Below are 25,375 nucleotides of genomic sequence, written 5' to 3' on the forward strand. Positions count from 1 at the left end.
AGCACATGAGCGTCACCGACCGCACGATCCTCCTCGCCGGAGCCACCAGCCCGTCTGGCCTCGCCCTGGCGCGAGCACTCGTCGACGCCGGGGCGCGCGTCGTCGCCACCGGCCGATCTTCAGAACGGCTGCACGCGCTCGACGCACTCGGCGCACAGGTCGAGGTGGCCGACGCGACCTCGCTGGCGTCGATGACGGAACTCGCTTCCCGCCTGCAGGCGATCGACGCCGTGATCCCGCTGGTCGGCGGCTGGCGCGGCGGAGGGGGCCTCGCCGGACAGACCGACGACGACCTGCACGCGCTTATGCCCGCGTTCGATGCGGTGCGCGCCACCAGCCGCGCCTTCGACTCCCTGCTGCGGGCCTCTGACGCCGGACGCTTCGCGATCGTCTCGTCGACAGCGGTCGGTCGCCCTCTGGCGGGAGGCGCGAACTATGCCGCCGTCAAGGCCGCGAGCGAGGCGTGGACGCGCGCGGTGGCGCAGGGCTTCGCGAAGGCAGCGCGGGATGCCGTCGAGCCCCTGCGCGCGGCATCGGTCGTCTTCCGCGCCAAGGCACTGGACCCGGACTCACTCGCGCCGCAGGTGCTCACACTGTGGGATGCGGACGCCGCCGATCTCAACGACCGGATCATCACGCTCGACTGAACGCCGCAGCCCGTTCCGCTGCCGACGCGTTCGGCTGGTGACGCCGTTCCGCTAGCGGCGCGCCTCCGGCACCTCAGGAGGGAGCCCTCGGAGGGGCGGCGGAGCATCCGCGACGCGCGCATCGACGCTGCGGTCCTCCGCGGAATCCGCTCGGCCCTCGGCCACCGCGTCCGCGTTCCACTCGGCGCCGGTGCCCGTGCCGCCGCCCGTGTTCTCGCCTGCGTCGTCCGGTGCGCCGTCGCCGTCGCCGTCGGGTTCGCCGTCGCCGGGATTCTGCTCCGGCGCGTTCGCGTAGAGCTCGGTGAGCTTGCGATACGACTTCGTGAAGAAGGCCAGCGTCGCGGCGATCACCATGATGATGCCCGCGAACAGGCAGATCAGGGCGATGCCCCGAGCCTCACCCTCACCCAGCAGCCATTCCCACTGCTGCTGCCCCTCGGGGGTTCTCATGTACGGGATGATCAGGAACTCCGCGATCGGCGCGATGAGGAATGCCGTGATCGGAGCGGCTGCGGCCTCCATCGCCGCGGCGACGCCGAACACACGCCCCTGCCTGTCATAGCGGACGACCTTCTGGATGATGGTCTGCTCGGCCGCCTCGACGGGCGGCACGAGGGCCATGTAGATCCACATGCCGACGACGTAGAGCGGCCACCATTCGCGCAGCATGAACACCGACCCCAGGATGCCCATCGCGATCACGACGAGCAGCAGGGTGCGCATGGGTTTCGCCCCGAGGCCGAACTTCGCCACGAGCCCGCCGCCGATCAGGAACCCGGTCGACGCGAACGCCAGCGCGAAGCCCCACATCTGCGCGTCGAAGAGCGTGAGACCGTACGGATCCATCAGCGCCATGTACACGCCGCCGATGAGGTTGTTGAACGTCGAGAAGATGATCAGCGCGAACAGTCCGGGGGCCAGCCGGATCGCCGCCACACTGCCGCGGAAGTCGAGGGCGCTCTTCGCATCGGGGTCTGGCTGCGGCGCCCCCTCGGGGATGCGGATGAAGAGCAGGTGCACGAAGGTCAGCACCATCGCGCCGATCGCGATCGCGAGCGTCCACCCCATGCCCAGGAAGCCGATGGACAGCCCGGAGAAGACGCTGGTCACGAGGAAGGCCAGACCCTGCACCGTGCCGACCAGGCCGTTGGCGTTGGCCCGTCGATCTTCGGGGATGAGCAGCGTGACGGTCGTCGAGAGCGCGATGTTGCGGAGCTGCTCGATCACCCCGCCGAACAGGATGATCGCCGAGAACAGCCAGAACCACGGACCGCCGAGGTCGAGCAGCGCCGCCTCCGGCTGCCAGACGTAGAGAACGCCTGCGATCAGGAAGGCGACCGCCGAGATGACGCTCGAGAGCAGCATCACCGTGTGTTTGCGATTGCGATCGACGATGGTGCCGAAGATCATCGCGAAGAAGGCGATGAACAGCATGTACGCGCCGCCGATGACGCCGGTCGCGAGCACGGACTGCGTCTCGATGTAGACCCAAAAGGTCAGCGCGAACCACAGAAAGCTCGTCGTCACGTTCGCGATGAGCGTGTTGACGAGGACGTTCGCGAAGGCGGTCTTCGCAGCGCTGCGCTCCATGAATTAGAGGGTAGGCGGGGCCTCGGACATTCGCTAGAGCGGTATGCCGGCCGGGGGACGCCGGGCTCGGCATCCGCCCGTAGGCTTGTGCGGTGACTATTCAGCATGACCCCGCGGTCCGGGGCTTCGCCAGCGACAACTATTCCGGCGTCCACCCCGAGGTCCTCGCGGCCATCGCAGCGGCGAACGGCGGCCACCAGGTCGCGTACGGCGAGGACGCCTACACCGCACGTCTGCAAGAGGTGTTCCGCGCCCACTTCGGCGAGGGCGTCCAGGCGTTCCCGGTGTTCAACGGCACGGGTGCGAACGTCACCGGCCTGCAGTCGATGCTGCCCCGCTGGGGAGCCGTCATCGCGGCATCCTCCGCGCACATCAACGTCGACGAGGGCGGAGCGCCCGAGAAGATCGGCGGATTCAAGATCCTCGCCGTCCCGACCGACGACGGCAAGCTCACGCCCGAGCTCGTCGACCGCGAGGCCTGGGGCTGGGGCGACGAGCACCGCGCGCAGCCGCTCGTGGTCTCGATCACGCAGTCGACCGAGCTCGGCACCCTCTACTCCGTCGACGAGATCCGGGCTCTCGCCGATCACGCGCACGAACGCGGCATGACCCTGCACCTCGACGGCGCGCGCATCTCGAACGCGGCCGCAGCCCTCGACGTGCCGCTGCGCGCGTTCACCCGCGACGCCGGCGTCGACGTGCTCAGCTTCGGCGGCACGAAGAACGGCGCCATGCTCGGCGAGGCCATCGTGGTGCTGAACCCCGAGGCATCGAACGGACTGCAGTACTCCCGCAAGTTCAACATGCAGCTGTCGTCGAAGATGCGCTTCGTCTCCGCCCAGCTCATCGCGCTGCTCGAAGGAGACCTGTGGCTGCGCAACGCCCAGCACGCGAACGCGATGGCGCAGCGGCTGCGCGGGGCGATCGAGGCCGGCATCGCGGCCGGTGAGATCACCGGCGTCTCGTTCACGCAGCCGACCCAGGCGAACGGCGTGTTCGCGCAGCTGCCCGATGGCATCGCCGACCAGCTGCGCGAGAAGTTCCGCTTCTACGACTGGGATGCCGCGCGCAACGAGGTGCGGTGGATGTGCGGCTTCGACACCGAGGAGTCCGACGTCGACGAGTTCGTCGCAGAGCTCGCGCGCCTCACGACACGCTGAGCTGAGCGGAACTGAGCTGAGCGGCTAGCGCAGCAGACCGAGGTTCGCGAGCGCCAGGCGGATGAGGGTGCCTCGCCCGCCCTCCATCTCGGCGGCGACGGCGTCCGATGCCGCGGCCTCGGGCGAGAACCACGTGACCTCGAGTGCATCCTGGCGCGGCTCGCACGTGCCGGTGACCGGCACCACGAATGCGAGCGAGACGGCATGCTGACGGTCATCATGGTAGGCGCTGACCCCCGGGATCGGGAAGTACTCGGCGACCGTGAAGGGCAGCGGCTGCGGCGGCAGCAGGGGGAACGCCATCGGGCCCAGATCGTTCTCGACATGGCGGAACAGCGCATCGCGGATCGTCTCGCCGAACCGCACTCGGCCCGAGACGATGGTGCGCGTCATCTCGCCCATGGGCGTCGAACGCAGCAGGATGCCGATCTCGGTCACCTGCCCGGAGCCATCGGTCCTCACCGGGATCGCCTCGACGTAGAGCATGGGCAGATGGCGTCTCGCCTCCGCCAGCTCGAAGTCGCTCAACCACCCCGGGTTGGAGTCACGCGAGGGCTGTGCGGCGCCGAAGCCCTCCATGCCGTCGTCGGGCTCGGGGTCGGGATCAGGTGTGCGGACGGCCATGTCTCCTTTCTACCAGCAGCGCCCTCCGGCGAACACCGACTTGAGGCCACGACCGGCATACGATCCGATGATCGTCTCCTGCGGGTGTCGGACGGCGCTGGCAGGATGGGACCGTGAGCGAAGAACTGATGATCGACGGGCTCCTCACGCGCTGGTCGACGGAAGATCGCGCGGGGATGCCGCTGCTGGTGCTGCTGCACGGATACGGCGCCGACGAGCACGACCTGTTCGGTCTCGTCCCTTACCTGCCGGACGGCATCGTGGTCGCGTCCGTCGCCGCCCCGCTCGCTCCCCCGTGGCCGATGCCCGGGCGCTCGTGGTACGCCATCGAGGGTCTCGACGGCCGCAGCTCGACATCCGTCACCGTCGCGGCAGAGGCGTTCCTGCGCTGGCTCGACGATGTCAGGGCCCACGCCCCTGCCGTGGCCCTTCTCGGGTTCTCGCAGGGTGCCGCCGTCGCCCTGCAGGCCATGCGACTCGCGCCCGGGAGCATCGACACCGTGGTGGCCCTCAGCGGTTACGCCGCGCCCGGCGAGCTGCCGGGCGACGATGCGCTGACCGAGGCGCGACCGCACGTCTTCTGGGGCCGAGGCACGAACGACCAGGTGATCCCCCAGGCGCTGGTCGCGCACACCGCCGAGTGGCTTCCGGCGCACTCCGAGTTGTCCGGACGCGTCTACACCGGGCTCACGCACAGCATCTCGGAGGAGGAGCTCCGAGACGTGCGCGCGTTCCTCACGAAGTGGTTGGAGCGCGCCGTCGAGGCGTGACCGCCCCCGCACGCAGCCGCGACACGCCCGGGGTTGCGAAACTCCGACACGCCCGGGTATCGTCGTTGAGTCCTGTCCGCCGTGTCTGGAAGTCCTTTGATCTGATCCGTCGCCTCCGCGCTCATCTTTCCGCGCGCTGACCCGACGATCGCCGACTCCACGGCAGACCACCGCCCGCTGTCCTTCGACAGCGACCCGCTCAGACGGGCCCATCGGGCGACCGGTGTCAGTGCACCCTCGCACTGGACAGGAGACACCATGTCAGTCCCCACTCTTCATTCATCGGTCACCCTCGATCGACTCACCTTCACCTGGCCCGACGGCACGTCAGCGCTCGACTCGGTCTCCGGATCATTCGGCTCCGGTCGCACCGGCCTCGTCGGTCGCAACGGCGCCGGCAAGTCCACGCTGCTGCGGCTGATGGCGGGCGAGCTGACCCCGACGGCCGGGCACCTCACCACCACCGGCGAGGTCGCCTACCTGCCGCAGCAGCTCACACTCGACGTCGACCGCCGGGTCGCCGATCTTCTCGGAGTGGCTCCCGCCCTCGATGCCGTCCGTGCGATCGGCGCGGGCGACGTCGATCAGGTGCACTTCGACACGGTCGGCGACGAGTGGGACATCGAAGCGCGCGCCGAGATGTCCCTGGCAGACGCCGGGCTCGCCCCCGAGTTCCTCGACCGGAGGGTCGGCGAGCTGTCGGGTGGTGAGGCCGTGCTGGTCGCGATCGCCGGCATCCGTCTCCGGCGCGCGCCGATCACCCTGCTCGACGAACCGACCAACAATCTCGACCGCGACGCCCGCGCGAGACTCGCGGCGATGGTCCGCTCGTGGAAGGGCACACTCATCGTTGTCAGCCACGACCTGTCGCTGCTCGAACTGATGGACGACACCGCCGAGCTCTACGCCCAGACGCTGAGCGTGTTCGGCGGGCCGTACTCCGAATGGCGCGCCTGGTTGGACGCCGAGCAGGATGCCGCGAGGCAGGCGGAGGTGACGGCGAAACAGGAGTTCCGCAAGGAGAAGCGCCAGCGCATCGAGGCCGAGGTCAAGCTCGCCCACCGAGCGCGCACCGCCAAGAAGGCCGAGATCGAGAAGCGCGTGCCGAAGATCGTGGCCCACGGGCGCAAGATGGCGGCCGAGGTGTCGGCGGGCAGGCTGCGCACGGAGGTCGGGGCGAAGGAGGATGCCGCCCGCACCGCGCTCGACGAGGCGGGGCGGCGCCTGAGGTCCGACGCGTCGATGAAGATCGAGCTGCCGGATCCGCAGGTGTCACGCAGTCGTCGCATCGCGACGATCGGCGACGGCGAGAGGTCGTGGATCATCCAGGGTCCCGATCGGGTCGCGCTGATCGGGCGCAACGGCGCCGGAAAGACCACGCTGCTCGAACGGCTCGTGGCCGACGTCGGCCACGACTCCGGAGAAGCGCCGCCGCTCGACGCGGATCGGCCCGATCCGTCGGGTGACGGCGCGGGTCTCCGGAGTTCCGGAGCGCGCCTCGTCGCGACAGCTCTCACCGACCGGATCGGCTACCTGCCGCAGCGCGTCGACGGGCTCGACGAGAACCGGTCGGTGTTCGAGAACATCGCGGATGCCGCACCGCAGGTGCCCGAGAAGGAGCTGCGCAATCGCCTCGCACGGTTCCTCATCCGAGGGGCCACCGCGGAGCGACATGTCGCCGCTCTGTCAGGCGGCGAGCGGTTCCGCGTGGCTCTGGCGAAACTGCTGCTCTCGGACCCCGCACCCCACCTCGTGGTGCTGGACGAGCCGACGAACAACCTCGACATCGACACGGTCGATCAGCTGGTCGAGGCGCTCCGGGCATACCGCGGGGCGGTGCTGGTCGTGAGTCATGACGATGCGTTCCTCGCGCGTCTCGACCTGGGACTCACGCTCGAGATCGACGTCGACGGCTCACTGACCGCGAGGTGAGCTCACGCCCGTCGGCTCCGCATCGCCCGGGTATGGGCGATCGCGGGGTCGGCGGCGAGCAGGGTGTAGTCCTCGGATTCTCGAGGGACGAGCGCGACCCGCCCCTCGGCGTCGTGGGCGATCCCCCACCCGTAGCGTTTTCCCAGCGGTGATGAGCGCAGGCAGGGCTGCCCCTTCGAGAAGAACGCCTCGCGTGCGGCGGAGTCGTCGGGGTCGATCCCGGCACGCAGCGCATGGGTGGTGAAGATCACGTCGTCGGAGGTGCGCGCATACGGCTCTTCCGCGATCAGTCGATAGTGCAGTGCGGCGATCGTGGGCCTCTCACCCGTCGGCGGCTCTTCGGCGTGGTCGACGGGACAGTCTTCTGCGACCTCGATGAACGTGCTCGCGTAGTTCGTGGTGTGCGTCGCCATGCCTACAGCATGCCCGCACCCTCGGACAATGCCGACCCCGATGTCGGTGGCACGGGTGATGATGGAGGGATGAGCGACGTGCTCGAACGCTTCACCCCTGCCACGCAAGACTGGTTCCGGGGTGCGTTTCCCGAACCCACGCCCGCCCAGTCGGGCGCCTGGAATGCGATCTCTGCCGGAAAGCACGCGCTCGTCGTCGCACCGACCGGCTCGGGCAAGACGCTCTCGGCCTTCCTCTGGGCGATCGACAGCGTGTTCCGCGAGCGCATCGAGCAGCCCACCCCTCCCGCGAAGCGCGCGAAGGCCGCCGACGCCTCGCGCACGCGCATCCTCTACATCTCGCCGCTGAAGGCGCTCGGCGTCGACGTGGAGCGCAACTTGCGCTCGCCCCTCATCGGCATCGGCCAGTCGGCCAGGCGACTGGGTGTGGAGGCCCCTTCGGTGACGGTCGGCGTGCGCTCGGGCGACACGACCTCGAGCGATCGCCGCAAGCTGGTCTCCGATCCGCCCGACATCCTTATCACGACCCCCGAGTCGCTGTATCTGATGCTCACCAGTCGCGCCGGCGAGACGCTGCGCGATGTGCACACGGTCATCATCGACGAGGTGCATGCGGTCGCCGCGACCAAGCGCGGAGCCCACCTCGCGGTGAGCCTCGAGCGGCTCGATGCGCTGCGTCGCACCCACGGCCACGACCAACCCGCACAGCGCATCGGACTGTCGGCCACCGTGCGTCCGATCGACGAGGTCGCGCGGTTCCTCGGCGGCGCGGCCCCTGTCGAGATCGTCGCGCCGCCGGCGTCCAAGACGTTCGAGCTGGGCGTCGTGGTGCCGATGGACGACATGACCAATCCGCCACCCCCTCCCGGCGCGCCGAAGGACGCGGGAGACGCGGCGGATGCGGAGTACACCGAGGTCACCGGCTCCGTGTGGCCCCACGTCGAGGAGGCGATCGTCGATCGCATCCTGCAGAACAAGTCGACCATCGTGTTCTCCAACTCGCGTCGCCTCGCCGAGCGCCTCACCGGGCGACTCAACGAGATCTACTCCGAGCGCATCGGCGTCGCACTGCCCGAGGCCTCCGTGCCGGCAGCCATGATGGCGCAGGCAGGTGCCACCGCCGGAGCAGACCCCGTGCTCGCCAAGGCGCACCACGGGTCGGTCTCGAAAGAGCAGCGCGCCCAGGTCGAAGAAGAGCTCAAGTCCGGTGTCCTGCGCTGCGTCGTCGCGACGAGCAGCCTCGAGCTCGGCATCGACATGGGTGCGGTCGACCTGGTGATCCAGGTCGAGGCTCCGCCGTCCGCGGCCTCCGGTCTGCAGCGCGTCGGGCGAGCAGGTCACCAGGTCGGCGAGATCAGCCGGGCCGCCCTCTTCCCGAAGCACCGCGGCGACGTGCTGCACACCGCGATCGTCACCGAGCGGATGCTGGCGGGCAAGATCGAGGCGATCCAGGTGCCCCGCAATCCACTCGACATCCTCGCGCAGCAGACGGTCGCCGCCAGCGCCCTCGGCGAGATCAGCGTCGAGGAGTGGTTCGAGACCGTGCGTCGCTCGGCTCCGTTCCAGTCGCTCCCGCGATCGGCCTACGAGGCGACGCTCGACCTGCTCGCCGGACGGTTCCCCTCCGATGAGTTCGCCGAGCTCCGCCCGCGGCTGGTGTGGGACAGAGACGCCGGCACCCTGACCGGACGTCCGGGCGCGCAGCGCATCGCCGTCACGAGCGGGGGCACGATCCCCGATCGCGGACTCTTCGGGGTCTTCGTCGCCGGCGAGTCGACCGGCGCCCGCGTCGGCGAGCTCGACGAGGAGATGGTCTACGAGTCGCGAGTGGGCGACGTCTTCACGCTCGGCACGACGAGCTGGCGGATCGCCGAGATCACCCATGACCGGGTCAACGTCATCCCCGCCTACGGCCAGCCCGGCAAGGTGCCGTTCTGGCACGGAGACGGCATCGGCCGACCGTTCGAGCTCGGCGAGGCGCTGGGGAGGTTCTCGCGAGAGGTCTCCGCCGCGACTCCCGAGAAGGCCGCCCAGCGACTGATCGAAGCCGGACTCGACGCGCAGGCGCGGATGAACCTGATGGCGCACCTGACCGAGCAGCGCGAAGCGACCGGAACGCTGCCGACCGATCGCACTCTGACGGTCGAGCGCGGGCGCGACGAGGTCGGCGACTGGCGGGTCATCCTTCATTCCCCGTACGGCATGAAGGTGCATGCACCGTGGGCGCTGGCGATCAACGCCCGCATCCGCGAGCGACTCGGAGTCGAGGGCTCTGCGGTCGCGAGCGACGACGGCATCATCGTGCGCATCCCGGATGCCGAGGCCGAGCCGCCCGGGGCCGAGCTCTTCGTGTTCGACCCGGATGAACTCGAGCAGCTCGTCACCCAGGAGGTCGGCGGCTCGGCGCTGTTCGCGTCGCGCTTCCGCGAATGCGCGGCGCGCGCGCTGCTCATGCCGCGCACCAACCCCAACCGGCGCACCCCGCTGTGGCAGCAGCGTCAGCGTTCGGCGCAGCTGCTCGAGGTGGCGCGCCGGCACCCGACGTTCCCCGTGATCCTCGAGACGCTCCGTGAGGTCCTGCAGGACGTCTACGACCTGCCCTCGCTGCGCACGCTGGCGGTGTCGATCGCCGACCGGCGCATCCGGCTCGTCGAGACGCAGCCGTCTCAGCCCTCGCCCTTCGCCCGCGACCTGCTGTTCGGCTACGTCGGCGCCTTCATGTACGAAGGGGACTCCCCCCTCGCCGAGCGCCGGGCGGCCGCCCTCTCGGTCGACCCCGCGCTGCTCGGCGAGCTGCTCGGCACAATCGAGCTCCGCGAGCTGCTCGACCCCGACGTCATCGCCCAGTTCGAGAGAGAAGCGCAGCGCCTCGACCCCGAGCGACGAGCGCGAGGTCTCGAAGGCGTCGCCGATCTGCTGCGGATGCTCGGTCCGATGGATGCCGCCGAGATCGACGCACGACTCGACCCGGAGACGGGGTCCGCGTCCGACCACCTCGACGCGCTGATCGCCGCCCGCCGCGCGATCCCCGTCACCGTCGCCGGCACCACGCGCGTCGCAGCCATCGAGGACGCCGGTCGGCTGCGTGACGCACTCGGTGTCGCGCTGCCCACCGGCATCCCCGTCGCATTCCTCGAACCGCTCGCCGATCCGCTCGGCGACCTCATCGCGCGCTATGCCCGCACGCATGGTCCCTTCACGACGGATGCCGTCGCGACGCGATTCGGGCTCGGCGCCGCCGTCGCGCGGCATACCCTGCAGCGGCTCGAGCACTCGGGCAGACTGACCAGCGGTTACTTCCTGCCCGAGGCCTCGGGCACGGGGAACGAGACCGAATGGTGCGACACCGAGGTGCTGCGCCGCCTGCGGATGCGGTCGCTCGCCGCGATCCGAGGCAGCGTCGAGCCCGTGTCACCCGAGGCGTATGCGCGCTTCCTGCCGGACTGGCAGCACCTGGGACGCCCGCTCGAGGGACTCGACGGGGTGCTCGCGGTGATCGAGCAGTTCGCCGGGGTGCCCGTGCCCGCGAGCGCGTGGGAGTCGCTCGTGCTGCCCTCTCGGGTGCGCGACTACTCCCCCGCCCTGCTCGACGAGCTCACTGCCTCGGGAGAGGTCATCTGGTCGGGCCACGGCACGCTGCCGGGGCGCGACGGCTGGGTCTCGCTGCATCCCGCAGACCTCGCGCCGTTCACGCTGCCCGAGCCCGACGACGAGATCGCCGCCGACTCGCTCGAGGCCCGAGTGCTGATCGCGCTGGATGCGGGTGGCGCGTACTTCGCCGGTCAGCTGAAGGACATGACCGGCGCCGAGAACGAGCAGTCCGTGCTCGAGGCGCTGTGGGCGCTGACGTGGGGCGGCCGGGTCACCAACGACACCTTCGCCCCGATCCGCTCGCTGCTGGCCGGTGGTTCCCAGGCGCACCGGGTCACCCGACGCGCTCCGCGCACGCGCACCTATCGGGGGATGTCGCTGGCACGGACCGCGCCCCGACCGACGTCGATCGGCGGGCGCTGGTCGCTGCTGCCCACCGTCGACACGGATGCCGCTCGTCGTGCGACCGTCACCGCAGGGCTGCTCCTCGACCGCTACGGCGTGGTCACCCGCGGAGCCGTGCAGGCCGAGGGCGTGCCGGGCGGGTTCGCGCAGACATACCGGGTCCTCGCCGGCTTCGAGGAGGCTGGGCACTGCCGCCGCGGCTATGTGATCGAGAGGCTCGGCGCGGCGCAGTTCGCGGCATCCGCCACCGTCGACCGACTTCGCACGTTCGCCGGGCTCGCCGATCCGCCGCCTCGCAATGCCGTCACGCTCGCCGCGACAGATCCCGCCAACCCCTACGGCGCGGCGCTCGGATGGCCCAAGCGCGACGAGGTCTCGCATCGCCCCGGGCGCAAGGCCGGAGGCCTGGTGGTGATCGTCGACGGATCGCTCGTCCTCTACCTCGAACGCGGGGGACGCACGGTGCTGTGCTTCACCGACGACGCCGAGGTGCTGCGCGCGGCAGCGACCGACCTCGCAGCGACCGCCCGTGCGCGGCGCCTCGACACCCTCACGGTCGAGAAGGTCAACGGCGAAGGCGTGTACGGCACCGAGCTCGCCCTCGCTCTGCAGGAGTCCGGATTCGTGGCCACCCCCCGCGGCTACACGCTGCGCAAGGCGATCTGACCGGCCCATGACCACTGCTTCTAGGCTGGACGCATGATCGGGGAGTTCATCAGCGGCGTCCGCACCCTGCTGCGCGGTTTCGGCACATGGCGGCGCCGACCGGGGCTCATGGCCCTCGGTCTCGTACCGGGCTTCATCGCCGCGCTGGTGCTGCTCGCCGGACTCGTGCCGCTCGCGCTCGCTCTCGGGCCGATCTCCGACGGTCTCACCCCCTTCGCCGACGGCTGGATCCCGGCCTGGCGCTCGGTGCTGCGCGCTGCCGTGGGCATCGTGATCTTCGCCGCGGCGCTCGCACTCGCGAGCGCCGTGTTCAGCGCCCTCGCCCTGACGATCGGCGACCCGTTCTACCAGCGCATCTGGCGCGCTGTCGAGGCCGATCTCGGCGACGCCCCGCCCTCGGACGGCGGCGGATTCTGGATGGCGGTCGGCGAGGGCCTGAGACTCGTGGTCCTCGGCATCCTGATCGCGATCGCCGTGCTGCTCCTCGGTCTCATCCCTCTCATCGGCGGATTCCTCGGTGCGGTGGGCGGCGTCGTGCTGTCGGGACGGATGCTCGCCCGCGAGCTCACCGGGCGGGCCTTCGACGCCCGCGATCTCAGCCCTGCCGACCGGGCGGTGCTGTTCCGCGGCAGCCGCGCGCGCGTGCTCGGCTTCGGTGTCGCCACGCAGCTGTGCTTTCTGATCCCCGGCGGGGCTGTCGCGGTCATGCCCGCCGCTGTCGCGGGTGCCACTGCCCTCGCGCGCACCATGCTGCAGCGCACGCCGCTGCCACAGCACACTCCGCAGCACGCTCCACAGCACACTCCTCCGCCTCCCCCGCCGGGCAGCGTCTCGGCGCCGCTGCCGCCACCCCCCGGGTCAGGGCACGCCTGATGCCCGAGGGCGATACCGTCTTCCGCACCGCCAGACGTCTCGACGAGGCGCTGGTCGGCGGCGAGGTGGCGCGCTTCGACCTTCGGGTGCCGCGATTCGCGACGCTCGATCTGACGGGTCAGCCGATCCTCTCGTCGATCGCGCGCGGCAAGCATCTGCTGCTGCGGATCGGCGACAGCACGCTGCATTCCCATCTGCGCATGGACGGCGCCTGGCTCGTCTACCGGGCGGGTGAGAAGTGGCGGCATCCGGCGTTCAAGGTCCGCGCGATCGTCGGCACGGCGCAGCGCGAGGCGGTGGGCATCGACCTCGCCGAGATCGAGGTCGTTCCGACCCGCGACGAGGACGAGCTCGTCGGCCATCTCGGCCCCGATCCGCTCGGCCCGGACTGGGATGCCGTCGAGGCCGCCAGACGCGTGAGCGCCGACACCCGCAGCATCCACGTCGCCCTTCTCGACCAGCGGAACGTCGCGGGGTTCGGCAACGAATACGCCGCGGAACTCCTGTTCCTCCGCGGAATCCTGCCGACGACCCCCGCACCGGAGGTCGACGTTCCCGCACTGCTCGACCTCGGCGTGCGCACGATCCGCGCGAACCGCGATCGTCGCCATCGCACCTTCACCGGAGTCGATCGCCCCGGTCAGGGGACGTGGGTGTACGGACGTGCCGGACGCCAGTGCCGCCGCTGCGGAACCCCCATCAGACGCGGCGAGCAGGGCGCGGATCCGACCCGCGAGAGGATCACATTCTGGTGCCCCGTGTGTCAGCGGTGACCCGCATCCATGCTCGGGAATGAATCCGGCACCCCCGTGGTTATTGATATATCCGGAGAACTCCGGAACACGGGAGGAATCGTGGGAAAGAACTACGTCGACATCGAGAACGACCAGGGCGCCACGCTGCGATACCGCAAGCACGCCAACGGTCGCGGTCTCGTCGCGCACGGCGCGAAGGTCCATCCGAAGGCGCACATCGAAGCGGGCGCCTACATCGAACCCGGCGCCCGTATCGGCGCGGGGGCGACCATCGCCCGCGGCGCATGGATCGAACCGGATGCCGTGATCGGCGAGGGTGCGCACGTCGACGCGCACGCACACATCGGCCAGGGTGCCGCCGTCGGAGACGGCGCGCACATCGGCGTCCGCACCGAGGTCGGCGCGGGAGCGCGGATCGTCCGCGGTGCGCGCATCGGCGACGACGAGACGGTCGCGGCCGGACTGACGGTCGCCACCGACCCGAAGGGGCTGTGGCTCGCGGCCTGATCGGCCGCGCTCTCAGAACGTCTCACCGCATCCGCCGGGTACCCTGGAGCACATGGCGACTCAGGGACGACGACCGGCAGGACGTGCCGGCAAGGGCTCGCCCGTGCGGCGCAACAAGGCCGCACCGGCTCAGCGGTTCCCGCCGCCCAAGCCTCCGAAGAAGACCGCCAAGGTCGTCTTCGACGCGCCGGACACCGAATCGGAGCAGCCGCGTACATTCCGTCTCGGGGTCGTCCCCGGCGCGACACCGGGCAAGTGGATCGATGCCTGGAAGCAGCGGATGCCGCATGTACCCATCGAGCTGGTGACGATCGAGGTCGCCGATCAGCGAGAGGCGATCGGCGACCTCGATGCGGCCCTCGTGCGCCTGCCGCTGTCGGATGAGAACCTGCACATCATCACGCTGTACAACGAGGTGCCGGTGGTGGTCGCATCGATCGAGTCGCACCTCCTCGCGGCCGACGAGTTGACCGTCGCCGATCTGTCGGGCGAGATCGTGATGGTCCCGACCGACGATGCGCTCGGTCCGATCGACATCCCGGGTGCCGTCGCGCCGACCTTCGCACGGCTGTCGGTCGCGGACGCCATCGTGACCGCCGCCACCGGAACGGGCATCGTGATCGTCCCCATGTCGCTCGCACGCCTGCACCACCGCAAGGATGTCGGCCACCGGTCCCTGGCCGACGGCCCCACCTCGACGGTCGCCCTGGCTTGGCGCCGCGATCACACCACCCCCGACGTCGAGACGTTCATCGGGATCGTGCGCGGCCGCACGTCAAACTCGTCCCGATGACGCGAGCGTGCCGCCACCGCGACGGCTCCGCGGCGGCTCCTTGATGTGGTCGGAGTCGGCGGCGACGTCGACCGTGTCCCGTCGTCGTTAGACTCTCGTGGTGGTCTCGCTTCTCTACGTCTGTGTGCGCCCCGAACTCGGGGCGGCGGATGCCGAGCACGCCTCGTTCCGACGGGCGCTCGGCGTCGACGTCGTCGACCGCCTCGACCTGCTCACCGAGCGCCTCGACCCCGCGCGCCTCGCGCGATACAGCGGCGTCGTCGTCGGCGGCTCACCGTTCAACGTCAGCGACGTCGAGAAGTCCGCCGTGCAGCTGAGGGTCGAAGCGGATCTCGAGCACATCGCGCGGCTGGCGATCGACTCGCAGGTCGCCGCCTTCTTCACCTGCTTCAGCATCGGCGTGGTGACGCGGATGCTCGGCGGCCAGGTCACGTCGGACACCCCCGAGTCGGCGAGCGCCACCGTGATCGAGACCACCGCCGCCGGCGCCGCGGACCCCGTCTTCGGTCCGAGCTCCCCCGCGCTCACCGTCTTCACCGCTCACAAGGAGAGCGCTGCGGCTCTGCCGGAGGGCGCGGTGCTGCTCGCCACGAACGACACCTGTCCCGTGCAGGCGTATCGGGTGGGCACCCACCTTTACACGGCGCAGTTCCATCCGGAGCCGACTCCGCGGGACTTCGCCGATCGGATGACGTTCTATCGCACCACCGGGTACTTCGACCCCGACGAGTTCGACGCCGTGCAGGGGCAGGTGCTGTCGGCATCCGTGACGGAGGGTGCGGCGCTGCTGCGCCGTTTCGCGCAGACGTTCGCGGCAGCCTGACGCCCGCGGGCTCAGCCTGACCCGCGGGCTCAGCCGGTCAGGCGTGCCCGTCGCCTCAGCCGCGCAGCAGCTCGACCCGTTCGCGGAGGTATGCCTCGAGCGGCATCCAACCGCCTGCCGTGCTCCATCGCACGGATGGCACCGTGTCGACCATCGCCAGAGGCCCGGATGCTCCGCCCGCGTCCACGACGGCGAGGTCGATCACCGACCATCCGACGTGCACGACATCGCCCTCGTCGAACCCGCCCCGCAGTGCCAGAGCACGTCGTTCTGCGCGCTCGCGCGCGGACTCCGCCGTGTAGCCGCGGCGCCCCGGATCGGCGGCCCTCAGCACCTCGGCGGTCGCCAGTGCGTGCGTCTCGGTGAGCAGCAGCACCCCGAGGTGCCACGCCTCGCCCACCCGCACGATGCGGCGTCCGCGCCACCGCGATTCGCGCTCTTCACCGAGTCCCTCCTTGGGAAGGCCGGCGAGCGCACGCAGCGCGTCGGCGACGAGCGCGGACGCGGCCGTCACAGCTCCCCCTGCGGTGTCTCGCGGACGAGCGCCGGGTCGACGAGTCGTGCCGCCTCGCCGCGGATCAGCATCCCGATCAGGGGGAACAGCAGCACCGACAGCATCCCGGCCCCGACGAGTGCTGCCGCCGTGCCGGTGTCGATCATCTTCTGATCCACCCCGATCGCCGTCACGGCGACGATGATGGGCAGCCCGGTGGCGGCCAGCAGCCCGATCGCGGTGCGGTCCCTGGCGCTCGCGCCCGTCGGCGCGGAGAGCTGCGCGGTCGTGCCGCGGAGCACGAGCAGCGCGACGAGGAACAGCGGAAGCATCAGCATCGCCGACGACGAGCCGGTGAGCGCCTGCAGGTCGAAGTTCACGCCCGTGTAGAGGAAGAAGATCGGTACGAGGAAGCCGAACGCGATGGCCTCGAGCTTCGTCTCGACCGCCTCGGCGTCCTTCTCGGGCGCGCGCGCCATGATGATGCGCCACACCGCTCCGGCGACGAATGCACCCAGCAGCATGTCGAGGTCGAGCACGACGCTGAGGCCGACCAGCGACGCGATGAGCAGCAGCACGAACCGCACGCCGAACTGGTCGGAGGTGTGCAGGGTCGCACGCACGAACGAGTGGAGGCGCCCGTGCGGCATCCTCCGAGCCATGAGCACGGCGAGCCCCGCGAGCACGACGAAGGCGAGCAGCACCGCGGTGGCGAGCGGGGTGGTGCGGGTGCTGAGGAAGAGCGAGATCGCGATCAGCGGCAGGAACTCGCCGACCGCGCCGATCACGGTGACCGCACGTCCGAACGGGGTGTCGGTCTCCTGCGCATCCCTGAGGATCGGCATCAGCGTGCCGAGTGCGGTGGAGCTGAGGGCGATCGCGATCACGACCATCCCCTCGCCCGGGGCGAGGAGGAAGCCGATCCCGATGCCCAGCACCACGCTGATGGCCCACCCGATCGAGGCGCGGACGAGGGGCCGTCCGGCGACCGCCCGGAAGTCGATCTCGGAGCCCGCGATGAAGAACAGCATCGCGAGACCGAAATCACTGAGCTTCTCGAGGATGGGCGTCGGCTCGACCCAGCCGAGCATCGCGGGCCCCGCGAGAATCCCGAGGACGAGCTCGAACACGATGATCGGCACGCGGATGAGGGGTCGGATGCCGCGCGCCAGCAGCGGCGCTGCCACGGCGAGCAGCGGGATCAGCACCAGTCCGAGATCGCCCGCGTCCACGCTCCCAGAGTAGCGACCCGTCGTCGCGATGCGTCCGATTCGCCCGGTGGTCGCATCCACGGCAGAATCGATGCACACCCCCGAGGAGCCCTCATGTCTCAGCCCGACACCGCCCGCCTGCTGATCGCCTGCGATGATCAGCCCGGCATCGTCGCCGCCGTCGCCGGCGTGCTCTCCGTCCACGGCGCGAACATCATCTCGCTCGACCAGCACTCCACCGACTCCGAGGGCGGCCGGTTCTTCCAGCGCACGGTGATCCACCTCCCCGGGCTCTCTGCGGCGCGCACGGCTCTCGAAGCCGATCTGGCTCAGGTCTCCGAGCGGTTCGGCATGGAGTGGTCGCTGCACGACACCGCGCGGCGCAAGCGGGTCGCGATCTTCGTCTCGAAGTACGACCACTGCCTGATGGAGCTGCTGTGGCGCACGCAGCGAGGCCAGCTCGACATCGACGTCACGATGGTCGTCTCGAACCACCCCGACCTCGCCGAGTCCGTACGCTCGTTCGGGGTGCCGTTCGTGCACATCCCCTCAGGCGACAAGCAGACGATGGAACAGCGTCAGCTCGAGCTCCTGCGCGGCAACGTGGATCTGGTGGTCCTCGCCCGGTACATGCAGATCCTCACCGACGACTTCATCGAGGGTCTCGGCGCCCCGATCATCAACATCCACCATTCCTTCCTCCCCGCGTTCATCGGGGCGAACCCGTATGCGAGGGCGAAGGACCGCGGTGTGAAGCTGATCGGAGCCACCGCGCACTACGCGACGGCGGATCTCGATGAGGGACCGATCATCGAGCAGGACGTCACCCGTGTCACGCACTCGGAGTCGGCCGCCGATCTGCAGCAGCGCGGCGCCGACGTCGAACGTCTCGTTCTCGCCCGCGCCGTGCAGTGGCATGCCGAGGACCGTGTGATCGTCCACGGCCGGTCCACCGTCATCCTCTGACCCGGGGCGCTCAGAGGGGTGCGACGCCTCTAGCCGATGACGTCGACGGCGAGCCCCCGGGACCTGGCCAGCTTCATAGCCCGGATCGACAACGACGCTCACCAGGCCTCCGGCACTCCCGCCAGCAGTTCGGCGAAGGCCTCGGCCGCGGTCGCATGACCGGCCAGCGCCGCGCCCTGACCCATCCAGAGCGACTGCAGCTCGCCGAGGTTCTGCTCGCCCGCTGCCGCGCGGAATCGGCCGGTGAGCCAGTTCTGCATCGGGAACGGGGCGATCGTCCCGCTCGCCTCGATCGCCCGCACCGCGCGGTTGCGGGTGCCGCGGGCGAGGCGTCCGCTCATCGCCTTCGTGAGAACGGTGCCGTCGGCGGCGGTGGAGCGGATGGCGTCGCGATGCGCCTGGTTCGCCGCCGACTCCGCCGTCGCGAGGAAGGCCGTGCCGACCTGCACGGCTGACGCTCCGAGCGCGAACGCGGCGGCGACGCCGCGCCTGTCGGCGATGCCGCCGGCCGCGATGACCGGCACATCGACGGCATCCACGACTTGCGGCACGAGTGCGAAGGTCCCGACGAGCGATTCCTCGGCCGGACGGAGGAACGACACCCGATGGCCGCCGGCCTCGAAGCCGGTCGCGACGACGGCGTCGACCCCGGCGCCCGCGAGTGCGACGGCTTCGGCGACGGTCGTCGCGGTTGCCACGACACGGATGCCGCGGCGGTGCGCCTCGTCGACGACGGCCCCGGACGGAACCCCGAAGACGGTGCTCAGCACGGGTGGTGCCGCTTCGAAGATCGCGTCGAGCTGCTCGTCGAGGGGAGGCAGGTAGCGCTCGGGGCGGGCGGGCACCTCGAGTCCGACCGCGTCGTAGAACGGCTGCAGCGCCTGCGCGAACACGGTGTGCTGCGGATTCGGCTCGACCTCGTCGCCGGTCGGCAGCCAGATGTTCACCGCGAAAGGACGCGAGGTCGCCTCCCGCAGAGACGCGATCGTCGCGCCGATGCGGTCGGCGTCGTAGCCGTAGAGCCCATAGCCGCCGAGGCCGCCGGCCTCGCTGACCGCCGCCGTGAGCCCGACGGAGGAGAGCCCGCCGAACGGACCGAGGATGATGGGGTGTTCGATGCCGAGCAGTGCGCGCAGATCACTCATGCTTCGAGGCTATCTCCGCTCCCCTGCCCCGAGGCGGGCGCGCGACCGATGCCGCACTCGGATGCCGGTGATAATCTCGGCGTGAGGGATCAGGGAGGCGCGCATGAGCGAATGGTTCGGGCAGATGCTCGGCTTCGTCGCGGCCGCGCTCGGGGTCATCGCGGTGCCGGATGCCGCGGCACTCGGTGTCGCGATCGCGCTGATCGCCCTGACGACCCTCACGATCGCCGTGGCGCTGAGCGTCGCACCGCCCTCTCCACGCAGCGCCCCGCACCCGCTGCGGGCGATCGACGTCTCGACCCTGCTCGCCCAGAGCGATCCTGACGCCGCCGGTCACCCGCGTCCTCGTGCGCCGGGAGTCGCCGTCTCCGCGTAGTCCGTCCTCGTACGGGACTGCGCGGCTTTCGCCGACCCTTCCCGACACACGAACGGACTTCCATGGACATCTTCGCCTTTCCACCCCTGACCTTCCTGCTCGACGCGGCGTACGGCGCCCTTGCCGGGCTCTCCGCACTGCTCGAACCGCTCGCCGGAGCATCCGCCGCCGCACTCGCCGTGGTGCTCGTCACGCTTCTCGTGCGCGCCCTGCTGATTCCCGTCGGCGTCTCGCAGGCGAAGGCCGAGCAGACCAGAGCGCGCCTGGCTCCTCGGCTGCGCGAACTGCAACGCCGGCACAAGAAGAATCCCGAGCGCCTGCAGAAGGAGATGCTCGAGCTCTACCGCTCCGAGAACACGTCTCCGTTCGCCGGGATGCTGCCGGTCCTCGCTCAGGCGCCGGTCGTCGGCATCCTGTACACGCTGTTCATCCGCCCCGATATCGCCGGGCACCCGAACGACCTGCTCACGCACGACCTGTTCGGTGCACCGCTGGGCACCAGTTTCGTCTCCGCCGTCTTCGGCGGCACGGCGACGCCGGAGACGCTGTGGGTCTTCGGTGCGCTGATCGCCGTGATGATCGTGGTGGCCGAGATCACACGACGGGTCTTCCGGCCGGCCGTGGTCGACGACGACTCGCCGCTGAACTCGCCGACGATGCTGCGTGTGACCAGCGCTCTGCACTATCTGACGGCCGTCTTCGCGATGTTCGTGCCGCTCGCCGCCGCGCTGTATCTCACCGTGACCGTGGTCTGGACGCTGGTGCAGCGGATGCTGCTGCGGCGCCGCTATCCGCTGCCCGTGCCTGCTGCGGTCAGCGCCTGACGGGTCGGCCGGTCATTCGGGCAGCGGGATCGGCGCGGTGAAGGGACCGGGCTCGTCGTCGCGGCGGGCGCCGTCGGGCGCGGTCCCGACCTCTCGGGCTGCGGCCGCATCGTCTCGACGACGCTGACGTCGCACGCCGAGCGTCGTGCCGACGCTCGCCGCCACCACCAGGGCGATCGCGAGCATCCGCAGCGGAGTCGCCGACTGCCCGAGGATCAGCCACCCGGCGAGCGTCGCGAATGCGGGCTCGAGGCTCAGGAGCACGCCGAACACGCGTTGCGGCAGGCGACGCAGCGCGGCGAGCTCGAAGCTGTAGGGGATCACCGACGACAGCACGGCGGTGACCGCGGCGAGTAGCAGCAGCTGCATGTCGCCCGCGACGGTGACCGCGGCCGGCACACCGACCGGGATCAGCAGGATCGCGGCCACGACCAGGCCGACCGCGAGTCCGCTGCTGCCGGGGATGATGGCACCCACCCGGGCACTCATCCGGATGTACATGGCCCAGAAGCCGGCGGCGATCAGGATGAAGACGATCCCGAGCGGATCGAGGGGCTCGGCGCCGATCAGTCCGTCGACGCCGAGCAGCACCATCCCGAGCAGCGCGACCCCCACCCAGGCGGCATCGACGAGGCGCCTGGTCAGCACGGCGGCGAGGACGAGCGGCCCGAGGAACTCGATCGCGACGGCCGGACCGAGCGGGATGCGGTCGATCGCGGCATAGAAGAAGCCGTTCATCGCGGCGAGCGAGACCCCGAACAGCACGGCGGCGAGCCACTGCGACTTCGACCACCGGAATGGTCTCGGGCGCACGATGACGACCAGCAGCAGCGCCGCGATCGCCACGCGCAGCGAGGTCACACCCCACGGGCCGAGCACCGGGAAGAGCTGGGCCGCGACCGCGGCCCCGAACGGCAGCGACAGACACGAGCAGACCACGAGCACGACGCCCACGAGCGGACGGGACGGCGTGGACTGCTTCACCCAGCCAGCCTACGGCGCGCGCGGATGCCGACGAACCGGCCCCGTCAGAGGTGCTTGCCGCCGGTGACCGCGAGCACGGCGCCGGAGGTGTACGACGACTCCGCCGACGCGAGGTACACGTAGGCGCCGGCGAGCTCTGCGGGCTGTCCGGCCCGGCCGAGAGGCGTGTCGGATCCGAAGGTCTTCACCCGTTCGTCCGACCAGCCGGTGGCCGGGATCAGCGGCGTCCAGATGGGGCCGGGAGCGACGGCGTTCACGCGGATGCCGCGCTCTCCCGCCTCCTCGGCGAGCGCCTTGACGAACGCGACCTGCGCCGCCTTGGTCATCGCGTAGTCGATGAGGTTGGGCGACGGCTCGAAGGCCTGCACGGACGACGTGACGATGATGCTGGAGCCGGACTCCAGATGCGGGTACGCGGCCCTGGCCGAGTACAGCAGGCCGAAGAGGTTGGTCTCGAACACGCGGCGGAGGCGGTCGGTCTCGAGATTCTCGAAGCCGTCGATGTCGTGCTGGTACGCGGCGTTCAGCACCAGGATGTCGAGGCCGCCGAGGGCGCTCCGCGTCTCGGTCACCACCTCGGTGGCGAAGGCCTCGTCGCGGACGTCGCCGGCGAGGCTCAGCCCCTGGCGGCCTTCCGCGCGCACGAGGTCGATGGTCTCGTCGGCATCCGCCTGCTCCTCCGGCATGTGCACGATCGCCACGTCGGCTCCCTCGCGGGCGAAGGCGATCGCGACGGCTCGGCCGATTCCGGAATCCCCGCCGGTGATCAGGGCTCGCCGCCCCTCGAGACGCCCGTGGCCCACGTACGACTCCTCGCCGTGGTCCGGAGTCGGGCGCATGTCGTCGGTCAGTCCCGGCTGGTTCTGCTGCTGACCGGGGAATTCCTCGTCGCGGTGCTGGCTGCGGGGGTCGGGGGTGCTGTCTGCCATGGTGTCTCCTCTTCCTCGCGACTCGCCATCATCGTGCGTGGCCTGAGTCGGGCGTCCAACGAGACTCGCGGCCCGTCGGCGCCCTCGGGAGGGGGTTGACAATCGACACCTCGATCGACGATCGGAGTGCGACAGGTGAATGGCTCAGGCCGCTCAGGCCCCGGGAGCGGTAGGCTCGTCGTCGGCCGGCGCGACGGGGCCGGACGTGTCCTGTGGCTCGGGAACGAGATACAGCCCGCTCGGCGCGTTCGCGGTGAAGGCGAGCGCCTCGATCCAGGCGCGGTTGATCGACGGCTGCCTGCTGCCGAAGTACTTGAAGACGAGCGAGCTGCCCGGCTGCACCCACACCGTCGTGCGGCCGCCGCCGACGCTCGCGTCTTCGCGCCAGCTGAACGGGAACGGCTCGGCGCGTCGCAGCTTGGCGGTCATCACGAGCTGCAGGTGGGTGAGGGCGCGATCCTCGATCTCGGTCTTCACGCTGCCCTCGTAGATGAACTTGCCCATTCGCCCTCTCCTCTGGTGTGCAGGTCTTCGTCATGCAGTTTATGGGACCGCAGGCCCTCGATGCGTCGGCCCGAGCGGGCTGTCCAGACGGGGTCGGAGCGGGCCGAAGTCAACCCCCTGCGTGCGGATCCCTTCGCCGATATCCTGGCAGGAACCGCGAGGAGACCCACCATGAACGCACGACACATCGACGACCGTTCCGATGAGGGCTACACCCCCACGACCACTCACGCCGAGTTCGGCGAGGGCAACCCGCGCCTGCGCGTCACGCGCGACGGCGAGCGCGCCGAGTTCGCCCTCGAGGTCGACGTGGTGCGCATCGGCTCCGCTGCCGACAACGAGCTGCGGCTCGACGGCGCCGACCCCGTGCACGCCACGATCACTCACGACGACCGTGACGAGTACGTCCTCGAACTCCACGGCGAGGGCGAGATGAACAGCAACCCCGACGCCACCGCCACCCACCCCGGCGATCGCACCCAGACGCTGCGCACCGGCGCACGCTTCACCGTCGGCGAGTGGGAGCTGGTCTACGCACGCGACGAGTTCGCCGACCACGGGCGCCCGTACGGCGGACGCCTCGGCGGCGAGTACTCCGACCAGCCGTTGCAGCCCCCGCGGCCCGACTACTCCGACGAGGCGACCATCGAGTCCGACGCCCCGACGCACGCGGACTCCGCCGAAGAGAAGTGACAGCAGAGCAGTCACCGCTGGACCGCGTCAGCGACGTCGCCGCTGAGCGCGGACTGCGCATCGCCGTGGTCGAATCCCTGACCTCGGGACGTCTGGCGAGCACGATCGGCGCGGGCGCCGACGCCGGTTCGTGGTTCGCCGGCGGCATCGTGGCCTACCTCACCGATGTGAAGGAGAGCCTGCTCGGACTCACGCCCGGAACGGATCCGTGCTCCCCCGAGTGCGCCGAGCATCTCGCCGCGAGCGCACTGCGGCTGTTCGACGCCGACGTCTGCATCTCGACAACGGGGGTCGGCGGGCCCGATCCTGAAGGCGGGCACGAGCCCGGCACCGTCTACGTCGGATGGGCCACGGCCGACGGGGTCGGTCACCGCAGGCTGGCGCTCAGCGGCGATCCGCAGGAGGTCCTCGACGAGACGGTCGACACCGCCATGCGGCTGCTCGCGTTCCATGCCGAGGGCATCCGCCCTGCGGGACCGCGGCGCTCGGGACCGGAGTCTTCGGCATCCGCGGCTGCCGAAGACGACGCCGAAGACGACGCCGAGGAAGGTGGCGCGGCAGAGCCCACGGCCTGAGCCCTGGCTCTTCTGCGCTCGACCCGTCTCCCGTCAGCGTCCGGGTACGACGCCGATGCGCAACGGCGCGCCGGGAGCGGATGCCGCGGTGATGGCCTCGTCGAGGTCGGCGAGCTGCCGCACTTCGCCGACCGCGTCCACGAACGGGTAGGCGCGTCCTCGTCCTGCGAGGAATGCGACAGCCTCGGCGAGCTCCGATCCCGTGTAGTTGTGCACGCCGGTGACGGTCACCAGCCGGCGAACGATGCTCTCGGCGTCGAGGGGCACCGGCTCGGCAGGGAAGACGCTCCCGACCAGCACGACCGTGCCCCCGGTGGCGACGCCGGTGAGCGCCTCGGCCACGGCATGCCCCGAGGCCTCGATCACGACATCCGGATCACGATCGATCGGACCGGCGCCGAAGCGTGCGGCCAGAGCCAGCCGTTCGGGTGCGGGGTCGAGCACCTCGACCGTCGCGCCGTGCTCCACCGCGATCGCCGCGGCCGAGAGCCCGACGAGTCCGGCTCCGTGGATGTGGACGGTCGCGCCGTCGAGGTCGTGATCGCGCGCAGCCCGGGCGACGGCGGCCCAGGCGGTCGCGGTCGCGCACGATGCCGGAGCGAGCACCGCGGCCGGCAGGGACTCGGGCACCCGCACGATCGCCGTGCCCGCCCGCACCTGGACGTGCGAGCCGAACGCGCCGGTGAGGTCGCCGTGCACGCCGATGCGGTCATGACCGTACTTGCCGAGCGTGCGGCACTTCTGCGGCACACCCTGGGCGCACCTGTCGCAGGTGCCGCACGAGATCGTGACCGACCAGACGATCCGATCCCCGATGCGCACGGGGACGCCGTCGACCGTCGAGGCCCCGCCGTCGCCCAGGGCGATCACACGTCCGACGCTCTCGTGTCCGAGCACCAACGGCACCGGGGCGGACCGACGTCCGTGCACGGTGTGGACGTCGGACCCGCAGATCGTCGACATCTCGACGGCGACGAGCACGTCGTGCTCACCGAGCGCGACACCGGGCACGGCGATCATCTCGTGCGGGTGGCCCTCACCGATCCACACCATCGCTGTGGCCGCGGGCCGCAGGGCCACGTCGCGACGGTGGCCGGGAGGACGGATCAGCAGAGTTCCCATGTCA

The 25,375-nt window shown here is 70.4% G+C and carries 25 protein-coding genes; 15 read left to right on the forward strand and 10 right to left on the reverse strand.

What is annotated here, in order from left to right; genetic code table 11:
* The first annotated feature begins 5 nt into the window (after positions 1-5).
* Entirely contained in the window at positions 6-647 is a 642-nt protein-coding gene (locus BMW26_RS13505) for an SDR family NAD(P)-dependent oxidoreductase (RefSeq protein ID WP_072591710.1), read from the forward strand.
* A 51-nt stretch (positions 648-698) separates the two neighbouring features.
* Here the strand turns inward: BMW26_RS13505 and BMW26_RS13510 are convergent, their stop codons facing one another.
* Complete coding sequence (locus tag BMW26_RS13510; protein ID WP_072591711.1) at positions 699-2,237, reverse strand: MFS transporter; 1,539 nt, start codon at positions 2,235-2,237, stop codon at positions 699-701.
* 92 nt (positions 2,238-2,329) lie between these two features.
* Between BMW26_RS13510 and BMW26_RS13515 the strand changes: the two genes are divergently transcribed.
* Entirely contained in the window at positions 2,330-3,397 is a 1,068-nt protein-coding gene (locus BMW26_RS13515; protein ID WP_053097565.1) for a threonine aldolase family protein, read from the forward strand.
* Positions 3,398-3,421: 24 nt separating this feature from the next.
* On the opposite strand, the gene BMW26_RS13520 is transcribed toward BMW26_RS13515, so the two are convergent.
* Positions 3,422-4,021, reverse strand: a complete 600-nt coding sequence (locus BMW26_RS13520; protein WP_053097566.1) for a DUF4916 domain-containing protein — start codon at positions 4,019-4,021, stop codon at positions 3,422-3,424.
* Between the two features lie 113 nt (positions 4,022-4,134).
* Here BMW26_RS13520 and BMW26_RS13525 point away from each other — a divergent pair, with 113 nt between their 5' ends.
* A complete protein-coding gene (locus tag BMW26_RS13525) occupies positions 4,135-4,791 on the forward strand; it encodes an alpha/beta hydrolase (protein ID WP_232224469.1) in 657 nt (218 codons plus the stop codon).
* A gap of 258 nt (positions 4,792-5,049) precedes the next feature.
* Complete coding sequence (locus BMW26_RS13530; protein WP_072591712.1) at positions 5,050-6,723, forward strand: ABC-F family ATP-binding cassette domain-containing protein; 1,674 nt, start codon at positions 5,050-5,052, stop codon at positions 6,721-6,723.
* A gap of 2 nt (positions 6,724-6,725) precedes the next feature.
* Here the strand turns inward: BMW26_RS13530 and BMW26_RS13535 are convergent, their stop codons facing one another.
* Positions 6,726-7,136: a DUF6157 family protein gene (locus BMW26_RS13535; RefSeq protein ID WP_072591713.1), complete on the reverse strand. Its 411-nt coding sequence runs from the start codon at positions 7,134-7,136 to the stop codon at positions 6,726-6,728.
* Between the two features lie 69 nt (positions 7,137-7,205).
* Here BMW26_RS13535 and BMW26_RS13540 point away from each other — a divergent pair, with 69 nt between their 5' ends.
* From BMW26_RS13540 to BMW26_RS13565, 6 genes are all read left to right on the forward strand, one after another.
* A complete protein-coding gene (locus BMW26_RS13540) occupies positions 7,206-11,798 on the forward strand; it encodes an ATP-dependent helicase (RefSeq protein ID WP_072591714.1) in 4,593 nt (1,530 codons plus the stop codon).
* Positions 11,799-11,831: 33 nt separating this feature from the next.
* Positions 11,832-12,671, forward strand: a complete 840-nt coding sequence (locus BMW26_RS13545) for an EI24 domain-containing protein (RefSeq protein WP_072591715.1) — start codon at positions 11,832-11,834, stop codon at positions 12,669-12,671.
* On the forward strand, positions 12,671-13,444 hold the full coding sequence (locus tag BMW26_RS13550; RefSeq protein WP_056280260.1) for a DNA-formamidopyrimidine glycosylase family protein: 774 nt from the start codon (positions 12,671-12,673) through the stop codon (positions 13,442-13,444). The genes BMW26_RS13545 and BMW26_RS13550 overlap by 1 nt, the downstream gene beginning before the upstream one ends.
* A gap of 81 nt (positions 13,445-13,525) precedes the next feature.
* Positions 13,526-13,933 (forward strand): DapH/DapD/GlmU-related protein, encoded by a 408-nt coding sequence (locus BMW26_RS13555; RefSeq protein ID WP_053097570.1) that lies wholly within the window; start codon positions 13,526-13,528, stop codon positions 13,931-13,933.
* A 52-nt stretch (positions 13,934-13,985) separates the two neighbouring features.
* On the forward strand, positions 13,986-14,726 hold the full coding sequence (locus BMW26_RS13560) for a LysR substrate-binding domain-containing protein (RefSeq protein ID WP_072591716.1): 741 nt from the start codon (positions 13,986-13,988) through the stop codon (positions 14,724-14,726).
* Between the two features lie 100 nt (positions 14,727-14,826).
* A complete protein-coding gene (locus BMW26_RS13565; RefSeq protein ID WP_053099224.1) occupies positions 14,827-15,549 on the forward strand; it encodes a glutamine amidotransferase-related protein in 723 nt (240 codons plus the stop codon).
* Positions 15,550-15,604: 55 nt separating this feature from the next.
* Here the strand turns inward: BMW26_RS13565 and BMW26_RS13570 are convergent, their stop codons facing one another.
* The gene (locus BMW26_RS13570) at positions 15,605-16,063 is read right to left on the reverse strand and encodes a glutaminase (protein WP_072591717.1); all 459 of its coding nucleotides are present in this window, start codon (positions 16,061-16,063) and stop codon (positions 15,605-15,607) included.
* Complete coding sequence (locus BMW26_RS13575; protein WP_072592346.1) at positions 16,060-17,274, reverse strand: cation:proton antiporter; 1,215 nt, start codon at positions 17,272-17,274, stop codon at positions 16,060-16,062. Before BMW26_RS13575 ends, BMW26_RS13570 begins: the two co-directional genes overlap by 4 nt.
* 93 nt (positions 17,275-17,367) lie before the next feature.
* Here BMW26_RS13575 and purU point away from each other — a divergent pair, with 93 nt between their 5' ends.
* Complete coding sequence (purU, locus tag BMW26_RS13580; RefSeq protein WP_072591718.1) at positions 17,368-18,219, forward strand: formyltetrahydrofolate deformylase; 852 nt, start codon at positions 17,368-17,370, stop codon at positions 18,217-18,219.
* A gap of 98 nt (positions 18,220-18,317) precedes the next feature.
* Here the strand turns inward: purU and BMW26_RS13585 are convergent, their stop codons facing one another.
* A complete protein-coding gene (locus tag BMW26_RS13585) occupies positions 18,318-19,364 on the reverse strand; it encodes an NAD(P)H-dependent flavin oxidoreductase (protein WP_072591719.1) in 1,047 nt (348 codons plus the stop codon).
* Between the two features lie 103 nt (positions 19,365-19,467).
* Between BMW26_RS13585 and BMW26_RS13590 the strand changes: the two genes are divergently transcribed.
* Positions 19,468-19,740, forward strand: coding sequence for a DUF6412 domain-containing protein (locus BMW26_RS13590; protein ID WP_053097575.1), 273 nt, complete (start codon positions 19,468-19,470; stop codon positions 19,738-19,740).
* A 62-nt stretch (positions 19,741-19,802) separates the two neighbouring features.
* Positions 19,803-20,564 carry a YidC/Oxa1 family membrane protein insertase gene (locus BMW26_RS13595; RefSeq protein WP_072591720.1) on the forward strand — a complete coding sequence of 254 codons (762 nt, stop codon included), beginning with the start codon at positions 19,803-19,805 and terminating at the stop codon, positions 20,562-20,564.
* Positions 20,565-20,576: 12 nt separating this feature from the next.
* On the opposite strand, the gene BMW26_RS13600 is transcribed toward BMW26_RS13595, so the two are convergent.
* From BMW26_RS13600 to BMW26_RS13610, 3 genes are all read right to left on the reverse strand, one after another.
* Positions 20,577-21,548, reverse strand: coding sequence for an EamA family transporter (locus tag BMW26_RS13600; RefSeq protein WP_072591721.1), 972 nt, complete (start codon positions 21,546-21,548; stop codon positions 20,577-20,579).
* A gap of 44 nt (positions 21,549-21,592) precedes the next feature.
* Positions 21,593-22,477 carry an SDR family oxidoreductase gene (locus BMW26_RS13605; RefSeq protein ID WP_056279629.1) on the reverse strand — a complete coding sequence of 295 codons (885 nt, stop codon included), beginning with the start codon at positions 22,475-22,477 and terminating at the stop codon, positions 21,593-21,595.
* Positions 22,478-22,630: 153 nt separating this feature from the next.
* Positions 22,631-22,981 (reverse strand): DUF7882 family protein, encoded by a 351-nt coding sequence (locus BMW26_RS13610; protein WP_072591722.1) that lies wholly within the window; start codon positions 22,979-22,981, stop codon positions 22,631-22,633.
* 171 nt (positions 22,982-23,152) lie between these two features.
* Between BMW26_RS13610 and BMW26_RS13615 the strand changes: the two genes are divergently transcribed.
* Together BMW26_RS13615 and BMW26_RS13620 are read left to right on the forward strand one after the other, a co-directional pair.
* The gene (locus BMW26_RS13615; protein WP_053097580.1) at positions 23,153-23,674 is read left to right on the forward strand and encodes an FHA domain-containing protein; all 522 of its coding nucleotides are present in this window, start codon (positions 23,153-23,155) and stop codon (positions 23,672-23,674) included.
* The gene (locus tag BMW26_RS13620) at positions 23,671-24,249 is read left to right on the forward strand and encodes a CinA family protein (protein WP_072591723.1); all 579 of its coding nucleotides are present in this window, start codon (positions 23,671-23,673) and stop codon (positions 24,247-24,249) included. The genes BMW26_RS13615 and BMW26_RS13620 overlap by 4 nt, the downstream gene beginning before the upstream one ends.
* Before the next feature lie 33 nt (positions 24,250-24,282).
* On the opposite strand, the gene BMW26_RS13625 is transcribed toward BMW26_RS13620, so the two are convergent.
* Positions 24,283-25,371 (reverse strand): alcohol dehydrogenase catalytic domain-containing protein, encoded by a 1,089-nt coding sequence (locus tag BMW26_RS13625; RefSeq protein ID WP_072591724.1) that lies wholly within the window; start codon positions 25,369-25,371, stop codon positions 24,283-24,285.
* Positions 25,372-25,375: the final 4 nt, after the last annotated feature.

The organism is Microbacterium sp. 1.5R (genome assembly GCF_001889265.1).
Lineage (GTDB): Bacteria > Actinomycetota > Actinomycetes > Actinomycetales > Microbacteriaceae > Microbacterium.

Coding starts and splice junctions, on each gene's coding strand:
- BMW26_RS13595 (WP_072591720.1), top strand. CDS start 19,803: ATGGACATCTTCGCCTTTCCACCCCTGACCTTCCTGCTCGACGCGGCG.
- BMW26_RS13535 (WP_072591713.1), bottom strand. CDS start 7,136: ATGGCGACGCACACCACGAACTACGCGAGCACGTTCATCGAGGTCGCA.
- BMW26_RS13530 (WP_072591712.1), top strand. CDS start 5,050: ATGTCAGTCCCCACTCTTCATTCATCGGTCACCCTCGATCGACTCACC.
- purU (WP_072591718.1), top strand. CDS start 17,368: ATGTCTCAGCCCGACACCGCCCGCCTGCTGATCGCCTGCGATGATCAG.
- BMW26_RS13520 (WP_053097566.1), bottom strand. CDS start 4,021: ATGGCCGTCCGCACACCTGATCCCGACCCCGAGCCCGACGACGGCATG.
- BMW26_RS13560 (WP_072591716.1), top strand. CDS start 13,986: ATGGCGACTCAGGGACGACGACCGGCAGGACGTGCCGGCAAGGGCTCG.
- BMW26_RS13590 (WP_053097575.1), top strand. CDS start 19,468: ATGAGCGAATGGTTCGGGCAGATGCTCGGCTTCGTCGCGGCCGCGCTC.
- BMW26_RS13625 (WP_072591724.1), bottom strand. CDS start 25,371: ATGGGAACTCTGCTGATCCGTCCTCCCGGCCACCGTCGCGACGTGGCC.
- BMW26_RS13510 (WP_072591711.1), bottom strand. CDS start 2,237: ATGGAGCGCAGCGCTGCGAAGACCGCCTTCGCGAACGTCCTCGTCAAC.
- BMW26_RS13615 (WP_053097580.1), top strand. CDS start 23,153: ATGAACGCACGACACATCGACGACCGTTCCGATGAGGGCTACACCCCC.
- BMW26_RS13585 (WP_072591719.1), bottom strand. CDS start 19,364: ATGAGTGATCTGCGCGCACTGCTCGGCATCGAACACCCCATCATCCTC.
- BMW26_RS13505 (WP_072591710.1), top strand. CDS start 6: ATGAGCGTCACCGACCGCACGATCCTCCTCGCCGGAGCCACCAGCCCG.
- BMW26_RS13550 (WP_056280260.1), top strand. CDS start 12,671: ATGCCCGAGGGCGATACCGTCTTCCGCACCGCCAGACGTCTCGACGAG.
- BMW26_RS13605 (WP_056279629.1), bottom strand. CDS start 22,477: ATGGCAGACAGCACCCCCGACCCCCGCAGCCAGCACCGCGACGAGGAA.
- BMW26_RS13540 (WP_072591714.1), top strand. CDS start 7,206: ATGAGCGACGTGCTCGAACGCTTCACCCCTGCCACGCAAGACTGGTTC.
- BMW26_RS13545 (WP_072591715.1), top strand. CDS start 11,832: ATGATCGGGGAGTTCATCAGCGGCGTCCGCACCCTGCTGCGCGGTTTC.
- BMW26_RS13610 (WP_072591722.1), bottom strand. CDS start 22,981: ATGGGCAAGTTCATCTACGAGGGCAGCGTGAAGACCGAGATCGAGGAT.